A 15031-nucleotide genomic window follows, 5' to 3' on the forward strand; every position below is an offset into this window, starting at 1 on the left:
CGGCCAAGCGACCACGGCCACCCCGCCGGGCGACCACGCCAGGGCGTACTAGCGAGGCCCAGCACGACCGGCCCAGCGACCCGTCCAGGGACTCCGACCCCGAGACGGTTTCGGGCGGGAGCGACGCACGACGGCATGAACGCCTTGGAATCTGCCGTCGTGTGTCGCTCCCGCCCGGAACAGCGGTACGGAGAGCGGGAAACTCAGTGCAGCGCCACCGGAACGGGAGACTCCGCCTCCTGTTCGGGCGTGCGCTGGATCCGCTTCCGCGGCAGGAACAGCGCCGGGATGATGCACAGCACCACGAGCACCACGGCCACCACGTACGTGGAGGCGAACGCGTCGGCCAGGGCGGCCGGGCCGGCCACCTTCACGACCGCGTCGCCGCCCACCTGTTCGGGGGTGGCCAGGCCCTGCTGCACCGCGTACAGGGCGGTGGCGGCGGGGCGGTCCTTGACCTCGTTGGTGAGGACGACGGACATCACCGCGGTGCCGACCGAGCCGCCGGCCTGCTGGACGATGTTCATCAGCGTCGAGCCGCGGGCGATGGCGTGGTCGGTGAGGGTGGCCAGGGCCGCCGACATGATCGGCATCATCGTCATGCCCATGCCCATGCCCATGACGAACAGGCCGCCGAGGAGCCGGACGTACGAGGTGTCGTCGGTGACCTGGGTCAGGTTGCCCAGGCCCAGGCTGATCAGCACGATGCCGGTGAGCACCAGCTTGCCGGGGCCGATCTTGTCGGTGAGACGGCCGGCGATCGGCATGGTGAGCATGGCGCCGAGGCCCTGCGGTGCCAGGAGCAGGCCGGTGTCGAGCGTGCCCTCGCCACGTACCTGCAGGAAGTAGCTGGGCAGCAGCAGCATCGAGCCCATGAACGCGATGATGAACAGCGACATCGTGATGACCGCGACGGTCAGGTTGCGGTTCTTGAACAGCTTCAGGTCGATGAGCGGGTGGTCCTTGCGCAGCGCGTGCCCGACGAAGCCGATCATGAGCACGAGACCGATCGCGGCCGGGATCAGCACCTCCGGGTCGGCCACGGTGCCGGCTTCGGGGATCGTCGACACGCCGTACAGGAACAGCGCGAGACCCGGCGAGAGCAGCAGCAGGCCGAGGAAGTCGAAGGTCTCCGACGGGCTCGGGCTGTCCTTGGGCAGCACGATCGCCGACAGGATGAACGCGACGATGCCGATCGGCAGGTTGATCAGGAAGATCCAGTGCCAGCTGTAGGACTCGATGAGCCAGCCGCCGAGGATGGGGCCGCCGATCGGACCGAGCAGCATGGGCACACCGAGGACGGCCATGACCCGGCCGATGCGCTCGGGGCCGGCCGCGCGGGTCATGATCGTCATGCCGAGCGGCATGAGCATGCCGCCGCCGATGCCCTGCAGCGCCCGGAACGCGATCAGCGGGCCGATGTCCCACGCCATGCTGCACGCCACCGAACCGGCGACGAACAGCGCCAGCGACATGAGGTAGAGCCGCTTGGTGCCGAACCGGTCGGCCGCCCAGCCGGTGACCGGGATGACCGCCGCCAGGGCCAGCGTGTACGCCGTCATCGTCCACGCGACGGTGGCCGGGGTCGCCTGGAACTCGGCCTGGAACGTCGGCAGCGCGACGCTGACGACCGTGACGTCGAGGATCGACATGATGGCGCCGATGACCACCACGCCCGCCACCTTGAGGACGCCGGAGTCGAGCTTGTCGTCGCCCGCGGCGGCTTGTGCGGGGCTACCCGCTGGAACGGACATGCGCAGTGCTCCCTCTGGTCGGACCGGGGGCACGCACGCGGATAGGGCACCACCGTGCCCGGAGCCCGAGATTCCCCCCTCGGAACAAAGCCTCCGATCCCCGGTCTACAGGGTGATCATCGGCAATCGTCACCCAGGTTAAGGGAACCCTCTGACAGAACTCGCCTGATATGACGTCCGTCACGGTCGGTAAGCGGTCAGCCGAAGGTTTCGGGCTCTTCCCGCCGCAGTGTCCGCTTGATCGCGTCGAAGTAGCGCTCGGCGACGAGGGCCAGCTCCGGCTTCGCCTGTGCCGCGGTCTTCCGCGCGATGTCCTCGGGGATCGGCCGCAGCGGGCGTCCCGTCGACATCGCCAGCACCTGTGCCCGCGCCGCCATCTCCAGGTAGTACAGGTCGGCGAACGCCTCCGCCACGGTGTCACCGGTAGTGACCACGCCGTGGCCGCCGAGCATCAGCACCGCCCGGTCGCCGAGGGCCTCGACCATCCGCTCCCCCTCGGCCTTGTCGAGGGCGAAGCCGTTGTACGCGTCGTCGTAGGCGATGCGGTCGAGGAACAGCAGCGCGTTCTGCTGGACCATCTCCAACCGCACCCCGTCGAGCAGCGACAACGCGGTGGCGTAGGGCATGTGCGTGTGCAGCACCGCCCTCACCTGGGCGGTGTGCATCGGCGCGTGGATGAAGAACGCGGTCGTCTCCACCTCGTGGTCGCCCTCGATCACCGTGCCGGACCCGTCGCACAGCACCAGCGACGACGCCGTGACCTCCGACCAGAACAGGCCGTACGGGTTCACCAGGAACGTGTTGCCGGTGAACACGCCGTCGGCGTCGGGAACGGCCAGCGAGAAGTGGTTGTCGACACCCTCCTGGAACCCCAGCCGGGCGGCCCACCGCAGCGCGGCGGCGAGGTCGGCGCGTTCGTCGGCGTACGACAGCATTTCCGCAGCCTAGAGCGAGGTCACGACCACGTCGAGCCGGCCCGGGGCCGGTTGCTCCACCGTGTAGCCCAGGTCACCCAGTACACCGGCCAGCGCCGACGGCGTGCGCGGGTTGGCCCCGGCCGACAGGAGGTCGCGCACCATGCGTCCCTTCGTGGCCTTGTTGAAGTGCGAGACCACCGTGCGCCGCCCGTCCCGGTCCTGAAGAACACGCACGGCGACCGAGCGCGCCGGCGGCGGCTGCCACATCGCGGCATAGGCGCCCGACCGCAGGTCGAGCACGAGCCCGGACGGCGTCAGCGCCTCCGTGAGCGCCGGCCGCCAGAACGCGGCGAGCCCACCGACGCCGGGCAGCGTCGTGCCGACCGCGCACCGGTACGGCGGCACCCTGTCGGTGAGCCTGAGCACGCCCCACAGGCCGGAGAACACCAGCACCGACCGGTTCGCCAGCCGCCGCGCGGGCGCGTCGAGGCTCGTCAGGCCGAGCGCGTCGTACAGCACACCGGTGTACAGGTCGGCCGCGGCGAGGGCCGGCGTCGTGCGCAGGGCCGCGTTGCGCCGGACGTCGTCGTCCTGCGTCGGGCCGAGGCCGAGAACGGCCCGCGCCCGCGCGGGGTCGGTGTCCGCGCAGAGGTCGCTCAGCGCGTCCAGGATCTTCTCCCGGACCGGCGTGAGCGCCGGAACCGTCAACCGGCCGGTGTCGACGGGACGCCCACGGCGCGGCGGCGCCGCTTTGCCCTCCGACGGCGGCAGCAGGATCAGCACGCCCGCACTCTGACACATGCCGCCCGGTCTATTCTGCGTCGGGTGCAGCCCGACTGGCCGGTCCCCCGGTTCGACGCCCTGGCCACGACGCTCGTGGTGCTGCTGCTGGGCTACATGTTCGTGGTCGGGCCGGTGCTCGGGTACCACCTGCGCCGCCGTCTGGACGCCGGTGGGCTGCGGCCGGGCCGCTTCTACGTCGAGGCGCTGGCCGAGCAGTGGCTGACCGCCGCGGTCACGCTGGTGGTGGTCGGTGCGGCTGCCGGCGTCGGCCGCGAACACGTGGGACTGGCGGGCACCCGTCCCGGCACCTGGTGGTGGACGCTGTACGCGGCCGCCCTGGGCGCCGCCATCCTCGGCGTGGGGGTGGCGGTGCGCCGCCGCATCCTGAGTGGCCGCACGACACGCCGGCCGGCGGGGGTCCTCGAGGCGTTCCTCCCCCGCACGCGGACCGAGCGGCGGCTGGCCGCGGTGGTGGCGGTGAGCGCCGGGGTGTGCGAGGAACTCGTCTACCGCGGCCTGCTCCTGGCCGTGGGCGTCGGACTGCTGGGGCTGCACCCGCTGCTCGCCGGTCTGCTGGCGCTGGTGGCGTTCACGGCCAACCACGCGTACCAGGGCCCGGTGGGCATGCTCGGCGCGGCCGCGATCGGCTTCGCCTGCACGGGGCTGTGCCTGTGGACCGGCAGCCTGCTCCCCGCCGTGATCCTCCACGTGGCCATCGACCTCCGCGGCCTCCTTCTTCTCCCCCCACGCGACGAGATCCCACCCACGCTCCCGACCGCGCCCGCCGTCCTGCGATCCCCCCGCCCACCCCTGTGACCCCCGCCCTTTCCCGCGCCGATCTTGCAGTCGTGGCCCCCGATAAGCCGGACATAGGTCGAAATAAGGGCGGCCACAAGTGCAAGATCGGCGCGGGAAGGGCGCGGCGCGGCCGGGTGGGGTGGGCGCGGGCGCACGCCCTACGGCGTCCTAGGAGGCTAGGTTGGTTGCCTCGCGGAGGCGGTCGGCCAGATTCGCGGCGGACGTGCCCAACCCGGTCGGGCGGGTCACCCTGCGCGACAGCCCCGCCGCCACCACCGGCCCCGGGCGGCGGGTGCGGCGGATCTCCGCCTCGTCGTAGCGGGTGGTCCGCCGGTGCCACAGCACCACCCCCGCGATCCAGTCGCGCAGCTCGTCGACGTAGCCCTCGACCGCGCTGCGGGCCACCGTGTCCAGCCGCAGGTCCTCGTACAGCTGGGGCAGGTCCACGGCCGCGACGCGCTCGAAATGCTTGAGGCGCGCGGTCATCAGGTCCACCGTGAGGGCGGCCGCCTCCGGGACCGTACAGCCCAGGAAGTGCGCGAACACGAGCACGCCGTTGTTCAGCTCACCCTCGAACTCGACCTCCTTGCGCACCGACCGCAGGTCGTTGACCAGGCACGCGTAGTCGGCCGCGGCGTTCTCCAGGGCGCGCACCGGGCGGCTCGCGAACACGGCCCGCGGCACCGCGACCGCCCGGTACAGGCGGGACAGGCTCATCGTCAGCTCGGAGCCGAACGTGCGGCGGCGCATCTCCAGGTAGTCGATGGGGTCGGGCACCCGGTTCTGGGTGACGTTCGCCAGCTCCCACAGCCAGCTGTCGGTCATGTCGAGCACGGCCCGGCGGAACCCGGCCCGAGCGCCGGGCGCCATGACCGTGCGCGCCCACAGGTCGGCCAGGCCGCGCTCCACCTCGTTCGACGGAGCCGGACAGGAGCCGTCGAGCGGCATGAACATCGGCAGCCGCCGCACGAACGCGGACGCGCCCACCACGTCGCGGGTGTGGTGGAACATCAGCGGGAACCAGTCGTCGGCGTAGGTGCCCCACGCGAGCCACCCGCTGGACAGGTTCAGCTGCTCCGCCGACGCCGACCAGTGGATCGCCGCCGCGCACAGGGGCAGGTCCATGCCGACGAGCTGCTCCCGGTCCCATACGCCCGACAACATCCCCATGGTCGACGCCCACGAGACGGTGAACGCCCGCGCGTCGTCCACGAACGGGCTCAAGCGCGCGGGGAACGGCTGGTACAGGTCCGTCGGCAGGTCGACGTCCGCGGTCGGGCGGTACGGGACGTGCGACAGGCTGCGCGCCCGTGTCGTGCTCACCGTGCCGGAGGATCCACTCGACTTCATGTAGCGGCTGGACCGCAGGTGCCATTCGTGGCCGCCCGACTGCCAGTCCTGCAGTCCCTGTACGTACCGGAGAACGTCGGCGCACCCGGAAGCGGGCAGGCCGTGGGAAGCGAACAGCGGCGCCAGCTCGGTCAGCGCGGTGTTCTCGAACTGCTGCAGCCGCGAGGTGAGAAGCTCGTTGACCGTGTCCGCGGCCCGCTGCGGCGTGCAGCCGAGGAACCGCTCCACGACGAGGACGCCGTTGTTGCACTCCCCCTCGGTCTCGGTCTCGCGCTGGTAGGAGAACAGGTCGTTGCGCAGGTGCACGGCGTCGGAGAACGTGTCCTTCAGCACCCGCAGCGGGCGCGACGCGGCCACCGACGCGGGCACCTCGGCGTCGACGGCGTGCTCCACGAGGTCGGCCGACCACGGCGCCCCGCCGACCTTGCGCCGCATCTCCACGTACTCGACCGGGTTCGCCACCCGCCCGTCGCTGATGTTGCCGAGCTCCCACAACGACTCGTCGAGCAGCGCCCTGGTGCTGTCGAAGAACCGGGAACGCCACTGCGGGGACCGGTACGGGACGGTGCGCGTCCACAGGTCGGCGAGCCCCCGCTCGACCGGGTTCGTGGGGACGTCGACCACCGCGCCCGACAGCGGCATGAACAACGGCAACCGGTCCAGGTACCGCCGCGCGCCGACGAGGTCGCGGCCGCGCTTGAACGTCTCCAGGAAGTGGTCGTCGAAGAAGAACACCCAGACGTACCAGTCGGTCACCAGGTCGAGGACCGCCGCGGACGCGTCGGGGTGCGTGTACGCGCACAGCAGCGCGTAGTCGTGCGCCTCGAGGTCCTCGATGGTCCAGATTCCGGACCCCTCGACCATCTCCATGTCGCGGGCCCACGCCACGGTGTGCGCGCGGGCCCGCTCGAGGTGCGGGTTCAGCCGCGCCGGGTGCGGCACGTAGAAGTCGGGCAGCCGGTAGGGCGCGGTCACGGTGATGCCTCCGGGAGCGGGGGAAGGGTGAACCGCACGGTCTCGGCGACCGTGCGGCGTTCGGTCACGGTCACCGGTCCGAGGCCGCCGAGCGCGCGGACCAGTTCGTCGACGAGACCGGGCGGAGCGGACGCACCGGCGGTGAGCCCGATCGTGCGCGCGCCGGCCAGCCACTCCGGCCGCACGTGCGAGACGTCGTCGACCAGCTCGGCGCGGGTGCCCTGCCGCACCGCCTGCTCGGCCAGCCGCCGGGAGTTCGACGAGTTGGCCGAGCCCACCACCAGCACGAGGTCGGCGTCGGAGGCGACCGACCGCAGCGCGTCCTGCCGGTTGGTGGTGGCGTAGCAGATGTCCTCCTCGGCGGCGCCGCGCGCGTCCGGGAACCGCGACCGCAGCCGCGCCACCACGTCGGCGGTCTCGTCGACGGCGAGCGTGGTCTGCGCCAGGAACGTCACCGTGGCCGGGTCGGGCACCGACAGCCGGTCGACGTCGTCCACAGTGGACACGAGCACCGACCCGGGCGCCTCGCCGAGGGTGCCCTCCACCTCCTCGTGGCCGGGGTGTCCGATGAGGACGACGGTGTCCCCGCGGGCGGCGGCCCGGCGGGCGGACGCGTGCACCCGGGCCACCAGCGGGCACGTCGCGTCGACGACGGTCAGCCCCCGGCTGTCGGCCTCCGCGCGCACCGCCGGCGAGACGCCGTGGGCGGAGAACACGACCGTCGCACCGTCGGGCACCTCGTCGAGCTCGTCGACGAACGTCGCGCCGCGCCCGCCCAGGTCCTCCACGACGTGCGTGTTGTGCACGATCTGCTTGCGCACGAACACCGGCCCGTGCGCGAGCGAACGCTCCACGATCTCGATCGCCCGCTCCACGCCGGCGCAGAACGACCGCGGCGCGGCCAGCAGCACGGTCCGCGGGCCGGCCACCGCCAGCCAGGCCGCGACCGCCGGCGCGGCGCCGGTGCCGCGCGCGGCCAGCGCGACGGGACCGGGCAGCAGCGCCGCGACGTCCACATCGGACAGACCGAGCCGCCGCTCGCTCGCCGCGATCCCCGCCCGGGCCAGGCTTCCGGCGACGAACACCGCCGCCGGCGCGGGCACGCGACGCCCGTCGGTCTCCAGCTCCGAGGCGACGGTCGCGGCCACGTCGAGGGCGGCGGTCACCGGTCGCGACGGGTGACGAAGGCGGCCAGCGTCCGCAGGTCGGTCTCGACGCGACCGGGCGCGCCGGCCGCGACGAGGTGGTCGAGCGCGTCGGCGTGCAGCGCGTCGGCGGTGTCCTGGCACCACGCGCGGGCGCCGGTCGACTCGATGAGGTCGGCCACGCGGCGCAGGTCGCGTTCGCCGCACGGACCGGGACGCCGGTAGTGGTCGAGCAGCTCCGGGCAGCCGGCCGCGAGCGCGACGGTCACCGGGAAGGACTTCTTGTGGCTGCGCAGGTCGGAGTGGACCGGCTTGCCGGTCACCGACGGGTCGCCCCAGATGCCGAGCAGGTCGTCGACGACCTGGAACGCCACGCCCAGCGAGGTGCCGAAGTCGCGCAGGTGCGCCACGCGGAACTCCGCGCCCCGCCCGCCGCGGGCGCCCAGCTCGCACGCGCAGGCCAGCAGCGCCGCGGTCTTCGCCTCGGCCATGGCCCGGCACTCCCCCGGCCCCACGTCGGCGCGCAGCTCGAAGTCGAGGTCGGCGCTCTGCCCGTCCAGCAGCTTCTGCACCGCGGCGCAGAGGATACCGACGGCCGACGGCCCGGTGGCGCTCCAGCCGCGCGTGGCGGTGGCGAGCACGTCCATCGCGAGCGTCACGAGCGCGTCGCCGGCGAGGATCGCGGCGTCGCGGCCGAACACGGTCCACGCGGTGGGGCGGTGGCGGCGGGTCTCGTCGCCGTCCATGACGTCGTCGTGCAGCAGCGAGAAGTTGTGCACCAGCTCGACGGCGGCCGCGGCCGGCACCGCGGTGTCGGCGATGCCGCCGACGGCGGCCGACGCGAGCAGCACCAGCGCCGGCCGAACCGCCTTGCCGGCGACCGGACCGCCGGGCAGCGGCTCGCCGGCCGCGTCGAACCAGCCCAGGTGGTAGCCGGCCACCCGGCGCATCGACCCGGGCAGCGAGTCGACCGCCGCCCGCATCGTCGGTTCGACCGTCTCCCGGCTCCAGGCCAGGATCTCGGCCGCGGTACGGGTCTCCGCGACGGTGGTCACGCTGTCACCTCGCTTCGCTCGGCGACGCGTGCCGCGGGGACTGAGCTGATCGTTCGCTCGCACAAGTGCTCGCTCACCGACCCACCTCCACGCTGTCGAGGACGCCGAGCGCGTCGGGCACGAGCACGGCCGCGGAGTGGTAGGTGCTCACGAGGTAGGAGATGATGCCCCGCCCGTCGATGCCCATGAACCGCACGTTGAGTCCGGGCTCGTACTCGTCGGGCAGGCCGGTCTGGCGCAGCCCCACCACGCCCTGGTCGTCGGCGCCGGTGCGCATCGCGATGATCGACGTGCAGCCGGTGTCCGTCACCGGGATCTTGTCGCAGGGCAGCATCGGCACCCCGCGCCAGCCGGTCAGCGGCTGCCCGTCGACGTCCACAGTGGACGGGTAGACGCCGCGGGCGGTGCACTCGCGACCGAAGGCCGCGATGGCCCTCGGGTGGGCCAGTAGGTAACGCGTCCTGCGGCGCCGCGACAGCAGGTCGTCGAGGTCGTCGGGCGTCGGTGGACCGGTGCGCGTGTGGATCCGCTGCCGCAGGTCGGCGTTGTGCAGCAGGCCGAAGTCCCGGTTGTTGACCAGCTCGTGCTCCTGCCGCTCCCGCAGCGCGTGCACCGTCAGCTTCAACTGGTGCTCCACCTGGTCCATCGGATCGTTGTACAGATCGGCCACCCGCGAGTGCACGCGCAGCACGGTCTGCGCCACCGACAACTCGTACTCCCGCGGCTCCGCCTCATAGTCCACGAACGTCCCCGGCAACGCCGGCTCACCCTCGTGCCCCGCCGCCAGCGCGATCTCCTTCTCGCCGTGCCTGTTCTGGGGCCGGTTGCGGTCGGCGGTCAGCCGCGCGGCGTGCCGCCGCACCGCGTCGAGCGCGCCGTCGAGCCGGTTCAGGTCGTCGCGGTGCAGCGTCAGGACCGTGCAGGCGGTCTGCGCGGTGATCGTCGCGTCCCACGGCGCGCTGTCCCCGAGGAGGAGGTCGGCGCCGAAGAACTCGCCGTCGCCGAGGACGCCGAGCGTCACCGGGTCGCCGTAGGCGCCGGCCTTCGTGCAGCGGGCCTTGCCGTGGGCGACGAGCACGACCCGGTCGGCCGGCTGGCCCTCCCGGGCGAGCTGCTCGCCCGGCGCGAACTCCTGCTGGCGGAAGCTGCCGGCGAGCGTGGCGAGCACGCCGTCGTCGTCGAAGCCGCGCAGCGCGGGCAGCTCGGTCAGCTCCCGCGGGACGACCCGCACGGCGGCGCCGTCGTTGAGGAACGTGACCCGGCCGTCACCGACCACATAGGACAGTCGCCGGTTGACCCGGTAGACGCCGCCCTTCGTCTCCACCCACGGCAGCATCCGCAGCAGCCACCGCGAGGTGATCTCCTGCATCTGCGGCGCGGTCTTCGTCGTGGTGGCGAGGGTCCGCGCCGCCGCCGTACTCAGGCTGAGACGCTCCAGGACCGCCGTCATCACGCCTCCCGGCCGGTCTCGACGCTCTCCAGCACGGCGAGCGCGTCGGGCACCAGCACGGCGGCCGAGTAGTACGCGCTCACCAGGTAGGAGATGATCGCCTGCTCGCTGATGCCCATGAACCGCACGTTGAGGCCGGGCTCGTACTCGTCGGGCAGGCCGGTGCGGTGCAGTCCGACGACGCCCTGCCGCTCCTCGCCGGTGCGCATCAGCAGCATCGAGGTGGTGCGGGTGTCGGTCACCGGGATCTTCGAACACGGGAAAATGGGCACGCCGCGCCACGCCGGCACCTGGTGGCCGCCGACGTCCACAGAGGACGGATAGACGCCGCGCTTCGTGCACTCGCGCCCGAACGCGGCGATCGCCTTCGGGTGGGCGAGGAAGAACGTCGGCTCCTTCCACACCATCGACAGCAGGTCGTCGAGGTCGTCGGGCGTCGGTGGACCGGTGCGCGTGTGGATCCGCTGCCGCAGGTCGGCGTTGTGCAGCAGGCCGAAGTCCCGGTTGTTGACCAGCTCGTGCTCCTGCCGCTCCCGCAGCGCGTGCACCGTCAGCTTCAACTGGTGCTCCACCTGGTCCATCGGATCGTTGTACAGATCGGCCACCCGCGAGTGCACGCGCAGCACGGTCTGCGCCACCGACAACTCGTACTCCCGCGGCTCCGCCTCATAGTCCACGAACGTCCCCGGCAACGCCGGCTCACCCTCGTGCCCCGCCGCCAGCGCGATCTCCTTCTCGCCGTGCTGGTTGGTGTCGGGGCGTGGGGCCTCGCGCATGCGCCGGATGTGCGCGCGCAGCGTGTCGGAGCCGCCGTTCATCTGGTCGAAGGCGTGCCGGGGCAGCATCAGCACCGTGCAGGGCGTGAGCGCGCGGGCGGTGAAGTCCCAGGTGGACTGTCCGTCGGCGAGCACGCCGTCACCGAAGAACTCGCCGTCGGCGAGCACGCCGAGCACGGTCTGGTCGCCGTACGCGCCCGCGCCGAGCTTCTGCACCTTGCCGTGCGCGATGAGGACGACCCGGTCGGCCGCCTGGCCGGACCGCGCGATCACCTCGCCGGCGGCGAACTCCTGCTGCGTGAACCGGTCGGCCAGCGACCGCAGCGCCGACACGTCCCCGAAGCCGCGCAGCAACGGAAGCTCGCACAGCTCCTCGGGGACGACCCGCACCCGCGCGCCCGCGTTGGTGAACGTGATCCGCCCGTCTCCCACGGTGAACGCCAGCCGCCGGTTGACCCGGTACGCGCCACCGCTGACCTGCACCCACGGCAACAGCTTCAGTAACCAGCGGGAGGTGATCTCCTGCATCTGCGGCGCGGTCTTGGTGGTGGTCGCGAGGTTTCTCGCCGCGGCGGTGCTGAGGCTGAGGCGGTCCTCGAGCCGGTCCGCTTCGCGTACGGTCACGTGCGTCTCTCCGTCTTCGTGATCCCAAATTCGGACATTTCGGTCAGGCGGCTCGAAGCTACCACCGGCGGACGCCGCGCCGGGCGGTTCTCGGAAATCATTGCCCGGTAAGGGTTCCGACCGCGTCGAGGAACACCTGCGCGGTGATGCGCTCGCCCCGTTGGTACGGGTACTCGAGCTGGTAGACCGCGTACAGCATCAGCGCCGACATCGCCGACAGGATCGCGACGATCGACAGGTACTCCACGGTCCCTTTCACGCCGAACAGCACCGTGTTGCCGAGCGCGAGCACCGCCCCGACGAGCAACGCGAGCCACACCACGCCCGGCAGCCCGGCGTCGGTCGCGGCCAGCCGCGCGTCGCGCGCCTGCCCCAGCTCGCGCAGTGTGGTGCGCACCTCCGCCTGCCGGCTGACCGCCGGCTCGGCCCCGGGCACCACCGCGTCGACCGTGCGCCACAGGTCGTCGAGGATCGCCGCGCCCGCCGGTCCCACCGCCTGACCGTCGGCCATCCGCGGCCACTCCTCCCGGGCGACGGTGTCGACGTAGCGGTCGGCCAACGCGGTCAGCGTGGCGTTGCCGGGCCCCGGCAGCGTCGCGGCGTAGCGCCGCAGCTCCACCACCGCGCGGGCCTCGGCCCGCGCGCTGGTCTCCGCGGCGTCGTTGTCCTCCCAGACGCTCAACGTGACGAACGTCAGCAGGATCGCGTACAGCACCCCGACGATCGCGAACGCGACGCCGACGACGTCGTTGTTCTCCCGCCGCTCCGCCATCGGCAGGTATCGCTGCACCTGGGTCGCCGCCCCGATCGCGGCGACGACGGTCACCACCACCACGACGGCACCGACGAATATCGTTTCGAGGTTCACGAATACGTTCCCATCTTGGCGAAAACCGCCCTGTTGTCCGTTTCTGCGCGGGAAACTAGCAGTCGTCGGGCGGCGCGCGTCCGGCGTTCGCACACGTTCACCACGGTCGAACCGGGAGCCGGTGTTGCAGAGCCGAACCGCCACGCGGCGCCGCGCCCTCCGTCGGTGGGGCGCCGCGGCCGCGGTCGTCGGCGGGCTGCTGGTGACCGTCCCGGTGGCGAACGCCGTCGACAGCGGACCGCCCGCCGGGCTGGTGTGGGTGGGACGCCCGCCGTCGGCGGACACCTCGACGCTGTACCGGGCCGGCGCCGGCGGCACCGTCCGCCGGCAGCCGCTGCCCTGGTCCCTCAACGCGATCGGCTGCGCGCCCGACGGCTCGGTCTACGGGCTGGCGGCCAGCCGCCACGGTGAACGCTTCCGCGACGGCCCGCACCCGGTCCGCGTGCGCCCCGACGGAGCCGTCGACGACCTCGGCCCGGTGACCGCCGACGTCCGCCACCCGCTCTCCTCCGGACACGCCGCCGCCCTGCGTACCGGCCCCGGCGCGACGGTGACCCTCGTGGTCGCCAGCGGCGACGCGCTGCGCGAGGTGCGCCTGCGCCCCGGCCCGCCACGCCTGACCGCCACCCGCCCGCTGCCCGACGCGGCCACCACCGCCATCGGCGACTGGGCCCTCGACGCCCGCGGCGACCTGGTGACGGTCACCCGCGCCGGCGGCCGGGCCGCGCTGCTCCGGCTCGCCGGTCCCACGCTGCGCCCGGTCCGCACGAGGGTCACCGGCCTGCCGCCGGGCTCGAACTACGGTGGCGCGGCGGTCGCCCGCGACGGCTCCCTGTACGTGGTGCACCACCGGGCCACCGGACGCGGCACGATCTACCGCGTCACACCGTCCGGCACGGCCCGCCGGGTGACCACCGTCGACCCCGCCGAGTCCTCCGACGCGGCGATGTGTCCCGGCCCGCGTCCGGCCCCGTCCGTGGCACCGTCCGTGGCACCGTCCGCCGCCCCCTCGTCGGTCGGGCCGGCCCCCGCCGTGCCGGCGGCGGTGGCGGTTCCGCCGGCGAACCGGCCGCCCGTTCCACGCCAAGCCGCGCGGACGCCCGTCACCCCGGAAAGACCGACCGGCCCGGCGCCCGGCCCGCGGCCCGGTGCGGCGACGCGGCCGCGCCCGCATCCGGCGGTGGCCGCGCCGCCGCGCGAGCCGCGCGTCACGACGCGGCTCATTCCCGTCGTGGGTGCGCTGCTGCTGGGCGCCGTGGTGGCGGTGCGCCTGATCCGCCGGAACAGGTGAGGGCACAATCGGCGGATGGACTCCCGCCTGCGAACACTGCTCGAGGACCTCTACGCCGACGGGGTCGACCACGACGAGGCGCAGCCCGACCGGCTCCGGCGGCGGCGCAACCTCGAACCCGGCTCCGCCGAACTGCTCACGCTCGTACTGCGCGCCGCCGGTGCGCGCACCGTCGTGGAGGTCGGCACCTCCAACGCCTACTCGGCGATCTGGCTGGCCGACGCGGTGCGCGACACCGGCGGGCGCGTGCTCACCGCCGACGTCGAGGAGTGGCCGGACGCCGCCGCGAACCTGGCCCGCGCCGGGGTCGAGGCCGTCGTGGAACGGCGGCTGGTGGACGGCGGCGCGCTGCTCGCCGGGCTCGCCGACGCCAGCGTGGACCTGCTGTTCCTCGACTCCGAGCGGGTGGAGTACCCGGGGTGGTGGCCGCATCCGGTGCGGGTGCTGCGACCCGGAGGCGTGCTCGCCGTCGACAACGTGCTGTCGCACCCGGACGAGGTGGCGCCGTTCCTCGCCCTCGTCGCGGAGCACGGCGGGTTCGAGTCGACCACGGCGACGGTCGGCAAGGGGCTGTTCCTCGGGTGGCGGAGAGCCTAAGGGATCGGGCAGCGCAGCACGACGACGCTCATCCCGTCGACGTCCAGGGGGCCGTTCGGCTTCGTCGAGCCGATCAGCCGCGACGGGGTGGCGAGCAGCGGGTCGGCGCTGTCGGCGACCACCTCCCACAGCGCGCCGTACTCCGGGCCGGGCACGGTGAACGTGACCGCGTCGGACATCGGGTTGAACAGCAGCAGGAACGAGTTGTCGAGGATCCGCTCGCCGAGCGCGTCGCGTTCGTGGATGCCGTTGCCGTTGAGGAACACCGCGATCGGGTGGTCGCCGGTCCAGTCGTCGGGGCGCATCGGCTGGCCGTCGGCGCGCAGCCAGGCCAGGTCGGGCACCCCGGCGGGGCCGGCCGGGCGGCCGTCGAAGAAGCGGCGGCGGCGGAACAACGGGTGGTCCGCGCGCAGCTTCGTCAGCCGCCCGACGAAGTGGGTGAGGCTGTCGTAGTCGCGGGCCTCGTCCCAGTCGACCCAGCTGAGCTCGTTGTCCTGGCAGTAGACGTTGTTGTTGCCCCGCTGCGTGCGGCCCAGCTCGTCGCCGTGCGACAGCATCGGGACGCCCTGCGACAGCAGCAGGGTGGTGAGGAGGCTGCGCTTGCGGCGCTCGCGCAGCGCGAGCACCTCCGGGTTGTCGGTGGGCCCC

General features: G+C 73.0%; 12 protein-coding genes and 1 pseudogene. 3 read left to right on the top strand and 10 right to left on the bottom strand.

Annotation, left to right across the window (positions count from 1 at the left end; genetic code table 11):
• Positions 1-203 precede the first annotated feature (203 nt).
• The 3 genes from Voc01_RS48640 to yaaA form a co-directional block, all read right to left on the bottom strand.
• Positions 204-1754 (bottom strand): DHA2 family efflux MFS transporter permease subunit, encoded by a 1551-nt coding sequence (locus Voc01_RS48640; RefSeq protein ID WP_203934605.1) that lies wholly within the window; start codon positions 1752-1754, stop codon positions 204-206.
• 197 nt (positions 1755-1951) lie between these two features.
• On the bottom strand, positions 1952-2689 hold the full coding sequence (locus Voc01_RS48645; protein WP_203934606.1) for an aldolase: 738 nt from the start codon (positions 2687-2689) through the stop codon (positions 1952-1954).
• 9 nt (positions 2690-2698) lie between these two features.
• Positions 2699-3454 (bottom strand): peroxide stress protein YaaA, encoded by a 756-nt coding sequence (gene yaaA / locus Voc01_RS48650; protein ID WP_203934607.1) that lies wholly within the window; start codon positions 3452-3454, stop codon positions 2699-2701.
• A 42-nt stretch (positions 3455-3496) separates the two neighbouring features.
• Here yaaA and Voc01_RS48655 point away from each other — a divergent pair, with 42 nt between their 5' ends.
• A complete protein-coding gene (locus Voc01_RS48655; RefSeq protein WP_203934608.1) occupies positions 3497-4270 on the top strand; it encodes a CPBP family intramembrane glutamic endopeptidase in 774 nt (257 codons plus the stop codon).
• A 150-nt stretch (positions 4271-4420) separates the two neighbouring features.
• Here Voc01_RS48655 and Voc01_RS48660 read toward each other — a convergent pair whose 3' ends face one another.
• The 6 genes from Voc01_RS48660 to Voc01_RS48685 form a co-directional block, all read right to left on the bottom strand.
• Positions 4421-6577, bottom strand: a complete 2157-nt coding sequence (locus tag Voc01_RS48660; RefSeq protein ID WP_203934609.1) for a terpene synthase family protein — start codon at positions 6575-6577, stop codon at positions 4421-4423.
• Positions 6574-7506 carry a 4-hydroxy-3-methylbut-2-enyl diphosphate reductase gene (gene ispH, locus Voc01_RS48665; protein ID WP_203934615.1) on the bottom strand — a complete coding sequence of 311 codons (933 nt, stop codon included), beginning with the start codon at positions 7504-7506 and terminating at the stop codon, positions 6574-6576. Before ispH ends, Voc01_RS48660 begins: the two co-directional genes overlap by 4 nt.
• 233 nt (positions 7507-7739) lie before the next feature.
• Positions 7740-8777, bottom strand: coding sequence for a polyprenyl synthetase family protein (locus tag Voc01_RS48670; RefSeq protein ID WP_203934610.1), 1038 nt, complete (start codon positions 8775-8777; stop codon positions 7740-7742).
• A 73-nt stretch (positions 8778-8850) separates the two neighbouring features.
• Complete coding sequence (locus tag Voc01_RS48675) at positions 8851-10227, bottom strand: family 2B encapsulin nanocompartment shell protein (RefSeq protein WP_203934611.1); 1377 nt, start codon at positions 10225-10227, stop codon at positions 8851-8853.
• On the bottom strand, positions 10227-11627 hold the full coding sequence (locus tag Voc01_RS48680) for a family 2B encapsulin nanocompartment shell protein (RefSeq protein ID WP_239161041.1): 1401 nt from the start codon (positions 11625-11627) through the stop codon (positions 10227-10229). Before Voc01_RS48680 ends, Voc01_RS48675 begins: the two co-directional genes overlap by 1 nt.
• 97 nt (positions 11628-11724) lie before the next feature.
• Positions 11725-12495 carry a bestrophin-like domain gene (locus tag Voc01_RS48685; protein WP_203934612.1) on the bottom strand — a complete coding sequence of 257 codons (771 nt, stop codon included), beginning with the start codon at positions 12493-12495 and terminating at the stop codon, positions 11725-11727.
• Positions 12496-12619: 124 nt separating this feature from the next.
• Between Voc01_RS48685 and Voc01_RS48690 the strand changes: the two genes are divergently transcribed.
• Positions 12620-13786, top strand: a complete 1167-nt coding sequence (locus tag Voc01_RS48690) for a hypothetical protein (protein WP_203934613.1) — start codon at positions 12620-12622, stop codon at positions 13784-13786.
• A 15-nt stretch (positions 13787-13801) separates the two neighbouring features.
• A complete protein-coding gene (locus tag Voc01_RS48695; RefSeq protein ID WP_203934614.1) occupies positions 13802-14383 on the top strand; it encodes an O-methyltransferase in 582 nt (193 codons plus the stop codon).
• Here Voc01_RS48695 and Voc01_RS48700 read toward each other — a convergent pair.
• Positions 14380-15031 (bottom strand): annotated as a pseudogene (locus Voc01_RS48700) (glycogen debranching enzyme); the annotation flags it as partial. The gene Voc01_RS48695 and the pseudogene Voc01_RS48700 overlap by 4 nt on opposite strands.

Origin of the sequence: Virgisporangium ochraceum (assembly GCF_016863655.1) — a bacterium.
Taxonomy (GTDB): domain Bacteria; phylum Actinomycetota; class Actinomycetes; order Mycobacteriales; family Micromonosporaceae; genus Virgisporangium; species Virgisporangium ochraceum.